9 protein-coding genes are annotated in these 15073 nt (G+C 42.7%); 2 read left to right on the top strand and 7 right to left on the bottom strand.

Features of this window, described 5'->3' with window-relative positions:
- Positions 1–14: 14 nt before the first annotated feature.
- The 7 genes from FXV77_RS00860 to FXV77_RS00830 form a co-directional block, all read right to left on the bottom strand.
- Positions 15–1496 (bottom strand): sulfatase family protein, encoded by a 1482-nt coding sequence (locus FXV77_RS00860; RefSeq protein ID WP_246162134.1) that lies wholly within the window; start codon positions 1494–1496, stop codon positions 15–17.
- Between the two features lie 229 nt (positions 1497–1725).
- Positions 1726–3141, bottom strand: a complete 1416-nt coding sequence (locus FXV77_RS00855) for a Gfo/Idh/MocA family oxidoreductase (protein ID WP_148917334.1) — start codon at positions 3139–3141, stop codon at positions 1726–1728.
- A gap of 21 nt (positions 3142–3162) precedes the next feature.
- On the bottom strand, positions 3163–4542 hold the full coding sequence (locus FXV77_RS00850; protein ID WP_148917333.1) for a 3-keto-disaccharide hydrolase: 1380 nt from the start codon (positions 4540–4542) through the stop codon (positions 3163–3165).
- A gap of 46 nt (positions 4543–4588) precedes the next feature.
- Positions 4589–5869 (bottom strand): Gfo/Idh/MocA family protein, encoded by a 1281-nt coding sequence (locus FXV77_RS00845; protein ID WP_148917332.1) that lies wholly within the window; start codon positions 5867–5869, stop codon positions 4589–4591.
- A 137-nt stretch (positions 5870–6006) separates the two neighbouring features.
- Positions 6007–7086, bottom strand: coding sequence for a family 43 glycosylhydrolase (locus FXV77_RS00840; protein ID WP_246162133.1), 1080 nt, complete (start codon positions 7084–7086; stop codon positions 6007–6009).
- A gap of 135 nt (positions 7087–7221) precedes the next feature.
- Positions 7222–8373 (bottom strand): glycoside hydrolase family 43 protein, encoded by a 1152-nt coding sequence (locus FXV77_RS00835; RefSeq protein WP_148917330.1) that lies wholly within the window; start codon positions 8371–8373, stop codon positions 7222–7224.
- Positions 8370–9488: a family 43 glycosylhydrolase gene (locus FXV77_RS00830; RefSeq protein ID WP_148917329.1), complete on the bottom strand. Its 1119-nt coding sequence runs from the start codon at positions 9486–9488 to the stop codon at positions 8370–8372. Before FXV77_RS00830 ends, FXV77_RS00835 begins: the two co-directional genes overlap by 4 nt.
- A 271-nt stretch (positions 9489–9759) precedes the next feature.
- Here FXV77_RS00830 and FXV77_RS00825 point away from each other — a divergent pair, with 271 nt between their 5' ends.
- Both FXV77_RS00825 and FXV77_RS00820 read left to right on the top strand, forming a co-directional pair.
- The gene (locus tag FXV77_RS00825) at positions 9760–13110 is read left to right on the top strand and encodes a SusC/RagA family TonB-linked outer membrane protein (RefSeq protein ID WP_148917328.1); all 3351 of its coding nucleotides are present in this window, start codon (positions 9760–9762) and stop codon (positions 13108–13110) included.
- Positions 13111–13134: 24 nt separating this feature from the next.
- Positions 13135–15072: a RagB/SusD family nutrient uptake outer membrane protein gene (locus FXV77_RS00820; protein ID WP_148917327.1), complete on the top strand. Its 1938-nt coding sequence runs from the start codon at positions 13135–13137 to the stop codon at positions 15070–15072.
- Position 15073 lies beyond the last annotated feature (1 nt).

Raw genomic sequence — 15073 nt, 5'->3', positions numbered from 1 at the left:
TAGCAGGATGTTATTTACAAATCCTGTATCCTCAGGGGTCCCTTTAATTTGATGCTTTCAGCCTGTTTACTTGCCCCAGCCTTTTCACCCTTTTTCCACACGCCCGGTAAACGTTTTCCGTTTACATCATCCCGATCGGGCGTTGGATTTTTCGGAACCGAATCCCCTGTTTCCGCAATCCACTGATCCATCACCTTTCGCAAAGAATCGAGTGATTCCTGGTGTTTTTTATCGGAAACTAGATTGTTAAACTGGTAAGGATCGGAAACCAGATTGTACAATTCTTCGCCCTCGCGCGGAACCAGAAAAACATCCTCTTGCTCTGGTGAGGTCAACTTCTTCTCATGAGCGCCCCATAATTCCCGTCCTGCAGGAAACTGGCGCGTAGACTCACCTAGCAAATTTTGACGTTCGGGAAAGGCATTTCGGATATAGACCCAGTCTTTGTATCGCACCATGCGTTCATGCGCTTGAAAAACATGCCAGTTATGCTCAGCGAAAACAAAGTCACGGTGATCAGACCATTCCTTGTCCTGTAAAATGGGATGAAAACTGGCTCCTTGCATATGATCATCGATCTTATTACCCGTCAAATGCAAAATGGTCGGTGCAATATCCACCGAGCTTATTAAAGCAGTTGTAGTACCCTTATCCACATCGGGACCATAGACAATAAAAGGCGTCTTGATTCCGCTGTCATACAGCCTTCCTTTGTTTCTCGGAAAAGGCCTGCCATTGTCACTCATAAAGATGATATAGGTATTTTCCAAGATACCCTGCTTCTTCAGTTCCTTAACAATCTCTCCCATATAATAATCGGCACGCGATACTTCATGATAATAGGCCGCCAGATCCTCACGTGTCTCCGGACCATCGTATAACATCGGTGGTACCACAATATCATCGGGATTATATACGGGTGCTTTATCATTCATCTGCCAGTCGCGATGTGCATCGTGTGAAGCGAACCAAAAGAAAAAAGGTTGGTCTTTTGGTCGGTTTCTTATAATCTCATTCCAGTCTTCTTCTCCACCAGGGCCTCGCCCTGCTGAGATCGTATCAAACGCATGCTTCGTTTGTGGCCCCATATGGTTCTTGCCCGATAGCACGGTATAGTAACCAGCCTGTTTTAAGAGCTGTGGAAACATGACCTGTCCCTTAGGAAGCGGATCATGTAGTTCCGGTGCCCCCGTATTATGAGGGTAACGCCCGGTAATAATACTGGAGCGACTTGGGCTACAACTACTGGTTGTCAGGTAGGCGTTTTCGAACTTAAGTCCTCTCGCCGCCAAACGATCAATGTTTGGTGTTTTTACATTTGGACTCCCGTAGCATCCTAAATCCTCCCATCCAATATCGTCGGTGATGAAAAAAATAAAATTGGGTTTGGCTATGGTATCACGGTCACTAACCACATTCGTCAGATGGTCATTCGAATACAACTTGTTACAACAGAACATGCCCATCACAACAAATACAAATAATGTTCTTTTCATTTTCAACGATCGATTATCATAATTAAACCTGTAATATTACAAAAAGATAACGGGAGTAATATGTCAAATCATCTTACTTTATTGCCTTATTATCTCAATAAAAATAAGGCAGGCTTTATTTATCACTCTTGATTTACAGTAAGATAAGCTTCATTTATGGGTTATGAAGACGCAAAAAATTAGCGTACAAAGAATCCACACGTAACGTTTCTTTGTACGCCAAGTCTATTTAAACTTTATAATACTGCTCCCAACCTTTAGCTGGGGGCGGGCCTGCCAACAATGCATTTGCAAATTTGTCGTTGGTAATTTCTTTCTTCACGGGGTCAAATTCTATTTTGCCGTTCAGTCGTTGGCTAATAACGCCCAGACAGAACACCTGGCTTAACGGCCCAGCAATTTCGAATGGAGACCTTGTTTTCTCCTCACCCTTGCATGCTTTCAAGAAGTTTGCAAAATGGTTCGAAGGCGATTGTGGAACTTCTGGAAGTTTATTCGCCATATCTTGCGCTTTTGATTCCGGAATAATCTGCAGTGTACTTGCGTGCGAGCCTCCTTTAAACGTTAAGTCTTTACTATAAATAATCTTCCCCGGATTCAGTTTCACCGGTTCAATTTTACCCGTACTCGGCGGTGGGATGTTCGGGTCTAGGCCCGAAACGCCATAACCTTCCGGAATCTCAGGTAAATTATCCAAACCATCATACCAAGTGATGTCTACTGCGGGCATTCTTTTCCGTTTTGGAAAATGAAATTTAATAGTAGAAGACATCGGGAAAAAGAATGCATTATGTCCCTCCAGATAAGTGGCTTCCACTTGCGTTGGTAAACCCAGCTCTAAAAATTCGTGTGCTGTATCGAGAATATGCGCACCCCAGTCGCCTAAAGCTCCCATACCGAAATCATACCAACAACGCCATTGTCCGTTAATAAAATCCTTATTATAGTTATGCCCTAGTGTCTGCATCTGCCACAATTCCCAATCCAATGTAGATGGAATTTTCTCTGCCGGCGGAAAGTTTTTCATATTCGGATCCCAATCGTGCCAGCGACGTCGGCTATTCATGTGTGCATCAATACGAGTCACATCTTTAATAATACCGGCATCTTTCCAAGCTTTAAACTGGAAATAATTTGCTTCTGAATGCCCTTGATTTCCCATCTGCGTAACGACATTACTGTGCTTTTTCGCTTTTTGCATCATCAGCTCCACTTCCCAGAAAGTCTGTGCCATTGGCTTCTCCACATATACATGCTTCCCTAACTCCAACGCGGTCATCGTTATCGCAAAGTGCGCAAAATCGGGCGTACCGATCGATACGGCATCGATCTGATTGCCCATTTTGTCAAACATCTGTCTGAAATCTTGGAATCGGGGAACATCCGGAAACATCTTCAAAATCTGCTGCGTATGCGGTGCATTCATATCGACATCGCACAGCGCAACAATATTACAAAGTCCGGTTTTGTACAAATCACGGATGATTTCACCCGCCCGGTTGCCTACTCCAATACACGCTAAGTTCACACGTTCATTGGCCGGAGCAAACGGAATTTTTCCTAACAGACTATTGGATAGTATCACGCCACCGCCTACCATAGCAGCACGGCTGATAAAACTACGACGTGAAAGGTAATGGTTCATATCTTATCTTTTTATAAGTGATTACTTCGTTTTTTTAACCTTGATATTTCTAAAGGATACGTTGTCTCCGTGATCCTGCAAAAGGATATGTCCTTGTGGCGCACCACCGAAATTATCCCAATCCTTATATTTACTTTTCGCCACCAAGTCAAGATATTCTTGCGATCCGCGTTTATATTCAACCATCTTAGCACCATTGAGATAATGCGTTACGGTGCCATCTTCCGACACCAATACTCTTCCGCGGTTCCACTGTCCTATCGGCCTGCGTGCACGAGCATCTTTGTTGGAGGTTATTAAGTCATATAGCGAAGCAAGTGTCCGGTTTCCATCACGGCCCATCTTCGCATCTGGGTGTAACTTATCATCCAGCACCTGGTATTCCAACCCGATCGCAGAGCCTTTGGTTTGTTCTTTCAACGTTACGAAATACTTGACACCACTATTTGCTCCGGGAGTCAATTTAAATTCAAAAGAAAGATCAAAAACGGCATACTGATCGCGTGTGATAATGTCTCCTCCATTGGTCGATTCACCACCATCAGATTTCAATACGGTAATTTCGCCATTTCCTACTTTCCATCCTTTCTCGGGGAATGCGTCACCACGCACGCTACGCCATTGATCAGCCGTATTGCCATCAAATAGTAACTCCACACCAGATTTTTTCTCCGCATCACTCAGATTATTAGGTTTAAGATTGACGACAAACACGTCTTCCGGGAAAGCTGTCGGCTCCAAATTTTCGGTTTGTATACGGATATTTTTGAAGTATACTTTTTGTCCGTCCAGATGGTCCTTAATACTATGTACCTGTAAACCGATAAACCCGGATTTGTCCAATGTATCAATAACGTATGCTGTCGGCGTATCGTTTACCCAAACGCGTAGTTCGTCGCCTATAGCTTCGATACGATAGTGATTATATTCGTTGACTTTGTAAGCAGTCTTCGCCTTCTCATTAAGATCCAGTGGATAAAGCCACATGCGACGTGCTTCATCGTAAATACCGCCTGCCCAAGCTCTTGGCGTCGGATCTACCTCCACCTGTCTACCATATACCCGGCCCTTACCGTTATTCCCTTCCGGGTCGATATGGCTACGGGTCTGGATCCCTGAATTGGTTTCGGTTCCTTCCAATTTAATATCAACTTCCAGTATAAAATCGCCGTATTCTTTCTCGGTAATTAAGAATGAATTTGGTGTTCCCTTGGTCATCGTACCCACGATTACACCATCTTCAACCGTATATGGCGCATCCCCTCCGACGGATTTCCATCCTTCCAGCGTCTTACCATCAAACAGATCCGTCCATTTACCTCCGTTTTGAGCTTCAGTAGGAGATTGACAAGCCACAAAGCCGATAGTTGCTGCGACCAAAAATTTAGATATTGCGTTCATTTTTTAAGTGTATTTAAGTATTTAGATAATAGATAGGAAAAGCGTATCACGCCTTCGGTAATTTATAACCGTTATGATATTTGGCTAGTAGATAATTATTGGCTTTTCTATCTGTAAATTTACGTTTCGTGCGATCCCAATATAATTTTTCACCGGTCCGGTAAGCGATATTCCCCATCTGGCAAAAAACAGCGATATGAGCCCCGACCTGAATAGGCGCATTGACCAGGGTACGATCTTTTTTCGTTATGGCCTGAATAAAGTTTTGCATGTGCATATCCAGTCCATTATCTTTCGGTTTTTGCAGCGCAACAGCCTCCATCTTTCCTTTCTCGGGGATAACCTCCCATCCATTTCTATTCAACACCAACGTACCGTTATTCCCTATAAATGCGACACCATGGTTTCTATCGTATGGCCCAAGGCCAATGCCTATAGCATGCTCCCATTGTATACTAAAGTCATCAAATTCGTAAACAACATTTAGGGTATCCGGTGTTTCCGAAGCGCCATTTGGATCTGCATATTTACCGCCCGATGCCATCACCGACACGGGATCGGACACTTTCATTCCCAATAAGGCGTAATCTAACATATGTACACCCCAATCGGTCATAAGGCCGCCTGCGTAATCCCAGAACCAACGAAATTCGAAGTGAAATCTATTGGGATTAAATGGTCGTTTTGTGGCCGGACCCAACCACAAATCATAATGTACGCCTTCTGGAACAGGTGTATCCGGTTTTTGTTCGATGGTTTGTTTCCAATTCACATAAGACCAGGCCTTTACCGTTCTGATCTTCCCTAGCCGTCCGGAATGCACGAAATCTATTGCATCCCGGAAGTGCTGCTGGCTGCGTTGCCACTGGCCCACCTGCACTATACTGGAACTATTGTCTACGGCAGCGACCATCATATCGCATTCCTGAACAGAATTGCCAATAGGTTTCTCAAGGTATACATGTTTCCCCGCTTTGACCGCATCTGCAAGCTGCAGACAATGCCAATGATCGGGTGTAGCGATGATGACGATATCGACCAGATCCGCTTCCAGCATCTCCTTATAGGAAACGAATGTCTGCACATCAATGCCACGTTCGGCCAACTCCGCTGTACGTTTCTCTAATACGTTTTCATCTACATCACATAATGCCGTACAACGCACGTTGGTATTCTTCAATATCGCATTTAAATTTGACCATCCCATTCCATGCGCTCCAATCAAACCCACCCTAAGGGATGCTTGGCTGGCAAGTACTTCAGAAAAAGGCACAAAAGCAGATGCAGCAAAAATCGACGAAATCTTTATAAAATCTTTTCTGTTCATTTAGTACTTTCTTTTTTCCGATTTCAAGAAATTCAATCTTTTTCTTTCGGGTCTACAATTAACCAAATGTAAAGAATATCGAACGTAGTTTCTGCACGCGTAATAGTTAATTTACGAAAACGTTGTAATTATAATGTCTATTTAATATCCAACGTGGAATAAAAGTCATTTGCCGTTTTTATGTCTGGCATTAACTTATCCTTTTCCCATTTTAAGGGAACTATCGCTGGGCGACAGGTTACGGGAAATCTCGTCCCCATTACGCCTCTGGGATTAAAAAACGTGGTGGACCACCAGTTATTGTTTTCGTCTTTAAATAGATTATTATGTCCTCCTTGCAAAATAGCCGGATAACGAGGCCCATACGGCCCATAAATATAATCCGATTCAGCGACCACTACATCGTAACTATATAGTTTATCGTTCTTGTAATCGTTCCTTATATAAGAATACGTGCTATCTGCATGAGAAACGGACCATACCGTCTGTAATAGCTGATATTTACCTTCGTACTTATCTAACCAAACACCTTCTATATAGGGCTCGGATTCATATGGCGTTTCTTTCAATGCGCTAAAGGGTTCCGCAATATCGCTTAAATCCTTTTTCATCCTAGCTATATAATGATTGTGCCCAATTAGATAAACTTCACCATCTGTATCTTCAAAAATGCTGAGATCTATATTATCAAATATGGCCTTGGTTTCGTTTCCTTTTATATTTTTATACGGCCCCTCCGGCTTACCTGATGAACTTTCTAAAACGAACGAACCATTGTTACCATTTAAGCAGGCTGTTAACAACCATTTTTTTTGACTTTTTATGTAATGTAATTCCGGCGCCCATACTGCCCTATACAGAGAATCTAAAGGGTCTCCATTAGGAGATTGTTCACCAGGTTTAACGGGGGTACCTTTTTTTTGCCAAGGAGCTGCATCTTTATCAAAAGACCAGATTAAACCTCTTGATTCCCAATTTTTAAGATCGCTGGATCTCCATAAGTATAACCCATCGTTATAATCCCAACAATGTATTTGGCCGATGAAAACTCTACCCGGAGTTGCCGTAGTTCCTGTGAGATAATAATATCCATCGGGACCGTAGGTCACATACGTATCTCTCATCCATACATCTAAAATCGGTCTCACATCTGGAGGAATGGTGAGAGAAGAATCTCCTATTGGAGCTATTGGATCGCTAAAAACTTGCTTTGACACGGATCTGTCTCGCATTATACCACACGAAACAGTAGTAAACATTATTAATAAAAATAAACCAATGGATTTTTGATGTTTAACAAAAGTGCCCTTGTCCATAAATGTTATCTATAAAGTATCTCTAATTATAGTTTGCTATATAGCTTCATCCGCTTTAACGGTAGGGCCGTTTACTTTCAATTCTCCATTTTCTGTTAGCTGAAGCTCATCTAAAAACACCAAACGATCATCTCCTGTTTTATTCGTTCTACCGTGATATACACACCAAAGCTTTCCTTCTCTGTCTTTCAACAAACTGTTATGCCCTGTCCCCGACACAATCCCTCCACTTTCGGTATTTTTTTGTAGAATAGGGTTGGTCTCGGACTTCTCAAATGGTCCTAAAGGACTGGATGCTGTCGCGTAACCAACCGCATAATGTTGCCCTCCGAAGAAATTAGCGGAGTACATCATGTAGTAGGTATCGTTATGCTTAAAAAGATAGGATCCCTCGGTCCATCTGCGATTCACCTCGCCCGACGTTACCGAACGGCTTTCCCATTCCGCTTGTTGGTCGCTCATAGAAACAGGCGGTCTAAGTAACAACGCAGGCTCTCCTATCACCGAGGAGAAATCAGCCGCTAGCTCCACGCCATAAATCCAGCTTTCTTCGATTTCGTTAAACATTTTTTTCTCACGTGCCCAGTCGGCAATTTCAGATTCTACCGCATGTTTGTAGCAGCATCTCGAATAGTACAGATACAATTTACCGTCTTCAGCGAAATAAACATTCGCATCGATAATGGGATAGCCCGGGTCAAAAAGAGGTTCTCCTGTCATATCGATAAATGGCCCGACAGGACTATCGGAGACGGCAACACCTATTTTATAGTTTTCCAATTCATTATTCGGGTTGTTTTTCCAATGCGCACTATAAAACATATAGTACTTTCCGTTTCGTTTATATACTTCGGGAGCCCAAAAATCTTTGGTACCCCAAGCTTTTTCTTGCTCAGAAGAGTATACCTGTCCACGTTTCTCCCAAGTCTTCAAATCCTTTGAGGAGTAAGCCATGAAACCATTTTTAACACCACCGGTTCCATACATATAATACATATCCGACTCATCATCATAGACGATAAATGGATCACCAAAAGCTACATCCAACGGGTTATTCGACTCATATACCGCTGTTTTATTATCTTGGCTTTCGGGAATTTCTTGACTTTCCTGACTTTCCGTACGATTACTATTACACGACAGCATAGTGAACAGCAATCCGATTAGGGTAAAAGATAGTTTATTCATGATTTCTTTTGTTTAAAATAAGGTTTATTCTGCGCGTTTGTGCTTGGCATATCTCCGTTTATAGTCGGCCAGCCATCTACCCAATCTACTTTATCCAAGAATAGCATCCGCCTACTCGCACCTCCGGAGACCTTCCCTTTAGCGACATCAATTCCATGGTATATAATCCAATCCTGGTCAGCATCATCCGTCATTATACGAGAACCGTGCCCCACACCTACAAATTTGTCGTTTGCTTTTAGCATAAGCGTTCCATTGCCCCTTTCGCGTAAGTCGCGCCCTTCTTTATCCAGATATGGCCCTTTCAGATTTTTAGATCTTCCTACCACCATATGGTAGGTACTCCTCACCCCCTCGCAACAAGAGCCGCGCGAACCAATAAAATAGTAATAATTGTCACGTTTATGGATAATAACGGCTTCGAGGTCGCCTGCAGCAATTTTAAACTTATCCGCGGGATCCATAATCTGGATACCGTTCTCCTGTAAAGGTACCCCATACGTTCCTTGCTTTGGACCATTATCAAAACTACCCCAGAACAGGTACTTTTCCCCGTTTTCCTCCCACAAAAAAGGATCAATCGAATTAGGCACATCAATCGATTTACTATCAAAAATCTTTCCGTGATCTTTAAATGGCCCTTCCGGTTTGTCCGCCGTTGCCACACCGACTCCAGGGTTAGCGTCACCCCAAGTAGAATACGCATAATACAGAAAATATTTATCTTCCATATAAACAGCCTCTGGCGCCCATATACCACCGCTCTTCTTCCAGCTAGGCTTGGATTCAAACGCTTCACCTATCACTTCCCACTTTGTCAGATCTTGCGACTTCAACACAGGGACCAGTCTACTTCCCGCTCCATCACCCCAGTCGTCTTGGGTACCGTAAGCATAAAAGCTTCCCGAAATAGGGTCGTGAAGAACCGTGGGGTCAGCCAGAATTGGCTCAAATACGGGATTCACAAACTGATCTACCACATTGCGTTCACTTTGCCGATAGGCTTGTCCTTGTCCACCGTTGCTACTCGCACAAGCGAGAAACAAGCAGGAGGCAATCACTTGCAAAACAGACAGGATAGACCTCTTATTTTTTTTCTTCAATTTAATACGCATTTGTTTATAATTGCATTTTAATTAAGCGTTTGTATTTTTTTCGCAAAACCGCAACCAAAATTGCAAATTGCTCTTTATTAAAAGTTATCATTTCGGTTCAAAAACGCACCATTTCGTATCATTGGTCCGATTTTACAGATTGAGACAAAACAACAATTTATTGATACAATCAAGCAATTTCTATCGATGAATATTACCAAACTTTGTCTGTTAAGTTTCTATTAAGGAACCAATATAAACATGTTTTAACGATGTAACTAATATAAGTCTTATGTTAATTCCCTATAAAACCAATCGCCGTTTTTCGCTGGCGAAAACAAAATGGATATCGACCAGTTGTTTGTTTTGTTTGATTGCGGTCGGTAACCCGAATACTGCATCGGCGGCTCATTTAACCATACCGGTCGAAAACCTGGGCATACAAAACAAAGAGATCCGAGGAAGAGTAACCGATTTGGAAGGCGCACCTTTAGCAGGCGCAACCATTACAGTTAAAGGTACATCCCTCACCACAGCCTCTGACGAACAAGGACAATATACCTTATCGGTTCCTAGCACCGCACAAACATTATTTGTGACACTTATAGGTTACGAAACGCAGGAACTGCAAATCGGATCACAAAATGTGATTAACGTTTCTTTATCGAGCGGGACCGATGTATTAGAGGAGGTCGTTGTGGTGGGATATGGAACTATGCAGAAAAAAGATCTGACGGGCGCAATCACACAGCTCAAACCAGATGATATCGCCGATGAAAATCCGCGTACGGTCCAGGATATCCTAAGAGGCACTCCTGGTTTAACGATTGGATTAGACGCGTCGGCGAAAAACGGCGGCAGCATCAATATCCGCGGGCAACGATCTGTATATACAGCGGCTAGCCATAATTCGCCTTTGCTTATTCTAGATGGCATGATCTTCTACGGCGAGTTGTCCGAAATAAATCCGGATGATATTGAACAGATCGATGTACTGAAGGATGCTTCGGCGGCTGCAGTTTATGGAGCACAGTCTGCTAACGGGGTAATTATTATTACCACCAAAAAAGGAAAGGAAGGAAAGCCAAAGATTAACTTTACTTCAAACTTTGGTCTTTCAACCATGGGAGCCAATCGCCCTGTATGGGGTCCCGACGGCTATTTGCAGTACAGGGAAGACTTTTACAAGTCAGCCACTTACGCTATCAATCCTGCTACCGGAATTTATGAGGCTTATATGTCCGATGATTCGCAGGCACAAGTGGCCCAAAACAAACCGGGTTACTATGAAAAATTAACTCCAGGGATGTTGTCTAAATATGGTATAACGGAAGCACAATGGAGGGCTTACTCTGTTAATGGAGCAGATGCTTCGGATGAAGAAATATATGCCAGGCGTATTGGCTTGGATCATAACGTTTTGGCGAATTACGTTGCCGGAAAATCGTTCGACTGGTACGATCATAGTTTCCGTGACGGCTTCAATCAGGATTATAGCCTCAGTGTTTCGGGTGCAAGCGATAAGATCAATTATTACATGTCCGCCGGATACCTTGATAACGAAGGTGTTATCGTAGGCGACAATTACCGCGCGGTACGTTCCAACCTCAAAGTAGATGGTAAAATAACCGATTGGCTAAACATTGGTGCCAATATAAACTTTCAGGATCGCTCAAATGGAAATATCGCGACCAATTGGGAAAGGGCAATAACTTTAAACAGCCCTTTTGCTTCTTATAGAGATGAGGACGGAAATCTTGAAATACATCCGCAAGGATCAGGACTTACTGGTTTAATCAGAGGCTACAATTATGATTATAACAGGCAGTTTCAGGATTTGGAAAGTGGCTTTACTGTTTTAAACTCAATTTTTACTGCTAAAGTAAAATTGCCGTTCAACATCACCTATTCATTTAATGCTGCACCACGCTATCAATTTTTTCACAGACGCTATTTTGCATCCTCCGAACATCCGGACTGGAACCCACTTACTAACAATGCCGGCGTTGAACGCGAAAATACTAAACGATTTGATTGGTCGTTAAATCATACACTAAACTGGGAGCAAACCTTTGCCGAAAAACACCGCGTAAATGTAACGCTGGTGCAGGAGGTAGAAGAGCGCCAGTCCTGGATGGATGTAATAAATGCCCGAAATATTAAGCCGACTGATGCTTTAGGTCTCCATGAAACCAGTGGTGGAGACAAGTTACTCAGTGAGTTTGATTCCCACGATGTCCGTGAAACGGCAGATGGTATGCTGGCGCGTTTATTCTACTCTTATGACGACAAGTATATGTTTACCGGCTCCGTACGCCGCGATGGCTATTCGGCATTTGGCTCCGCCAATCCAAGGGCTACATTTCTTTCTGCCGGATTAGCCTGGACATTTACCAGAGAGAATTTCTTTAACTGGACCCCTATGAGTAATGGTAAGTTACGCTTGTCTTACGGACAAAACGGTAATCGATCGTTGGAAAGCCCTTACATCGCATTAGCTAATCTTGCCAATGGCGCGGGAACACAAGGATATCTGAATGCTGGTGGGGATTATATACAGTATCAATATCTCGTAATAGACCGCATGGAAAACATCAATTTACAATGGGAAAAAACCGCTTCCTTTAATATAGGTTTAGATCTGGGTTTTCTAGATAACCGTATCACCACAACACTGGATTATTTTCAAATGTCCACTACAGATATGATTATGAACCAGTCTTTACCCGATTTTGCAGGATTTTCCAGTATAACTACAAATTTGGGAGAAGTACAAAACAATGGATTTGAAATATCGGTAAACTCTCAAAATATTACGCGAAAAAATTTTAGCTGGAATACCACATTTGGATTCTCAAAATACAAGAATTCCATTAAACATCTTTATTATCAATACGAGGATGTCCTTGATGCAGACGGGAATGTGGTGTCAAGCAAAGAACTTGATGATATAGGAAACGAATGGTTTATTGGCCAGCCTATCAGTGCTATTTGGGACTATAGGGTAACAGGAATTTGGCAGGTCGATGAAATCGAGGAAGCGGCAAGGTACGAACAACGTCCTGGAGATCCAAAGGTCGCCAATAATTATACAGCAGATGACAAACAAAACGCAGACGGATCGACGACACCAGTATACAACGATAATGACAAAGAGTTCCTTGGACAATCTCAGGCACCTATAATGTGGTCTTTGCGTAACGATTTTGCGTACAAAAACTTCAACCTTTCCTTTAATATGTATTCCTATTGGGGGGGGAAAAGTCGTCACCGCGCCTATCTGAACCAAGATAATGGAACGTCCACGATTAGTGAAGGGCTCGCGAACACCTACGAAAAACAATATTGGACACCAGAGAATCCAAGCGATTTTTGGTCTCGACTAGAATCTAAGGGACCAAGTGGTCTTAATAACCCTCAAAGACTATTCGATCGATCATTTATTAGACTGGATAATATCAGTTTAGGATATACATTTCCTTCTCGCCTAACCTTGCCTTATAATATCGAAAAGTTAAAGGTTTTTGGTTCCATACGTAATGCCGTCGTATGGCACAAAGATAAAAACTGGCAGTACTGGGATATAGAGACGGGTCAAATGGCGCCACGAATATTCACCTTTGGCGTAAATATCATTTTGTAACAGATTCATCAGCATTGAAAAAATATGAAAAAGATTAAATTTTATATATCGACATTAAGTGCAATAAGTATCGCATCGGCCGTCCTCTATTCCGGCTGTACAACGGATTTTTTAAAGCCTGATCCACTATCTTTTTATGAGCCTGAGACAACATTTTCAACTCGTTCTGGTCTTGATGCAACTCTTGCTCTCGCCGACAGGCATTTGCGTACGTATTGGGGAGGCACAACAACAAGAGATGCTTGGGTACCGATTAGCACTGAGTATATGCTGTCTGATATTGCCGTTTCTGGTAAAACAGATGCTGGTAACATTTTTGCCGACGTGGCTACACGTCTTACCCCAACAGATGGGGCGTACGACAATAACGTCAACTCAATTGGCTTCTTTTGGGGTCAAACTTATGCTGGTATCAAACACGCCAATGCGATTACAAGTTTTATTGACAACGTACCCGATTTGGATGAGACAACCAAGCAGGAGTATTTGGGTCGAGCATATTTTCATCGGTCTTTCCGTTATTTAGCGCTTTGTTTTCAGTACAACGATGTGCCGTTGGTAACCAAGATACTCAGATTTCCAAAACGGAATTTTAAAACAACTAGTCGCGAGGCCATTCTTGAAATGATTACTGCAGATATGGAGAAAGCAATAGAATGGGTGCCGGATCAATCGCAAATGGATCTTGTTGGTTTGGTAAACAAAGGAGCTTGTCGTCAATTGTTAATAAAATGCTACCTAGCGACCGGTCAGTGGGATAAGGCTATAGAGCAGGCCAATATCCTGATCGATCAATCCGGATATGCTTTAATGACCGACAACTTTGGCACATTTGACAACCCCAGTCCTATTAGCTGGCCTGTAACCCGTAATGTAATTTGGGATTTACACCGACCCGTTAACAAGGCCATCGCGGCAAATACAGAAGCTATTTTCGTCATGCCAAACCGCGAAGCGACAGATGCGACTATACAATACAAATCTATGCGTAACTGGGGGCCGATGTGGAATCAGGGTACCGCATTGAAATCCCCTGACGGAAAAAGTTTATTAGCCGTGGGTAAAACCGATCCAAAATACAGGGCCGAATATGATATTAATGGTGCTGTTGGAAGGGGTATATCAACGATAAGACCAACTCATTTTGCACAGCATGGTCTGTGGTATGTCAACGGGGTAGACGATGAAACTGACTTGCGCCATAACAGTGAGACAGGCAACTGGGCACGCATGGAAATGCTCAAATATAATGATCCTACCGATGCCTATTTTGGAGAAAATCTCAGGTTGGAGCATAATGGAACCCTTTTGTGTACAGATACTATTCGCAGCTGGTTCAACTGGCCACATTATAAAATATATATAGATGATCCGGTTTTTTTGGCAACTCCTAATTCGAATAGAAATGATGGCGGAGCCGCCGACTGGTATTTCTATCGTTTAGCAGAAACGTATTTATTGCGAGCAGAAGCCCATTTTTATAAAGGAAACATTGCAGAAGCAACAGCGGATGTAAACGTCGTAAGAGAAAGAGCGCAGTGCAGCCAGCTCTACACCACCGTTAATATTGGCGATATTGTCAACGAACGCGCCCGCGAATTGTACATGGAAGAATGGAGACACATGGAATTGAGCCGGATATCATATAGTCTAGCTTTGAGTGGCAAGCCGGACGAATTTGGCAACACCTATGATGAGAATACATTGTCAGAAAACAGTTACTGGTATCAACGTATTCAGCATTATAACGATTATTATAATAAAGATAAGGTAACGGTAAGAAATAGAAAGTACACCATGGCACCGCATAATATTTACTGGCCTATTCCGCAAAATGCCATAAATGCTAATATTCTCGGTAAATTACGTCAGAACCCTGGCTATGACGGTTATGACCCAAGTGTTGAAGTGTGGACGAATTGGGAAGATGCGGTAGCCGATGAAGATAGTTCAGGAGAATAGC

This window comes from Sphingobacterium phlebotomi, from assembly GCF_008180195.1.
Lineage (GTDB): Bacteria > Bacteroidota > Bacteroidia > Sphingobacteriales > Sphingobacteriaceae > Sphingobacterium > Sphingobacterium phlebotomi.
Note: the sequence above shows the minus strand (reverse complement) of the source record. Positions and strands in the feature narration are given on the sequence as shown.

Excerpts from the sequence above, each read along its gene's own strand:
- FXV77_RS00860 (WP_246162134.1), bottom strand. The coding sequence starts at position 1,496 with ATGAAAAGAACATTATTTGTATTTGTTGTGATGGGCATGTTCTGTTGT.
- FXV77_RS00855 (WP_148917334.1), bottom strand. The coding sequence starts at position 3,141 with ATGAACCATTACCTTTCACGTCGTAGTTTTATCAGCCGTGCTGCTATG.
- FXV77_RS00850 (WP_148917333.1), bottom strand. The coding sequence starts at position 4,542 with ATGAACGCAATATCTAAATTTTTGGTCGCAGCAACTATCGGCTTTGTG.
- FXV77_RS00845 (WP_148917332.1), bottom strand. The coding sequence starts at position 5,869 with ATGAACAGAAAAGATTTTATAAAGATTTCGTCGATTTTTGCTGCATCT.
- FXV77_RS00835 (WP_148917330.1), bottom strand. The coding sequence starts at position 8,373 with ATGAATAAACTATCTTTTACCCTAATCGGATTGCTGTTCACTATGCTG.
- FXV77_RS00830 (WP_148917329.1), bottom strand. The coding sequence starts at position 9,488 with ATGCGTATTAAATTGAAGAAAAAAAATAAGAGGTCTATCCTGTCTGTT.
- FXV77_RS00825 (WP_148917328.1), top strand. The coding sequence starts at position 9,760 with ATGTTAATTCCCTATAAAACCAATCGCCGTTTTTCGCTGGCGAAAACA.
- FXV77_RS00820 (WP_148917327.1), top strand. The coding sequence starts at position 13,135 with ATGAAAAAGATTAAATTTTATATATCGACATTAAGTGCAATAAGTATC.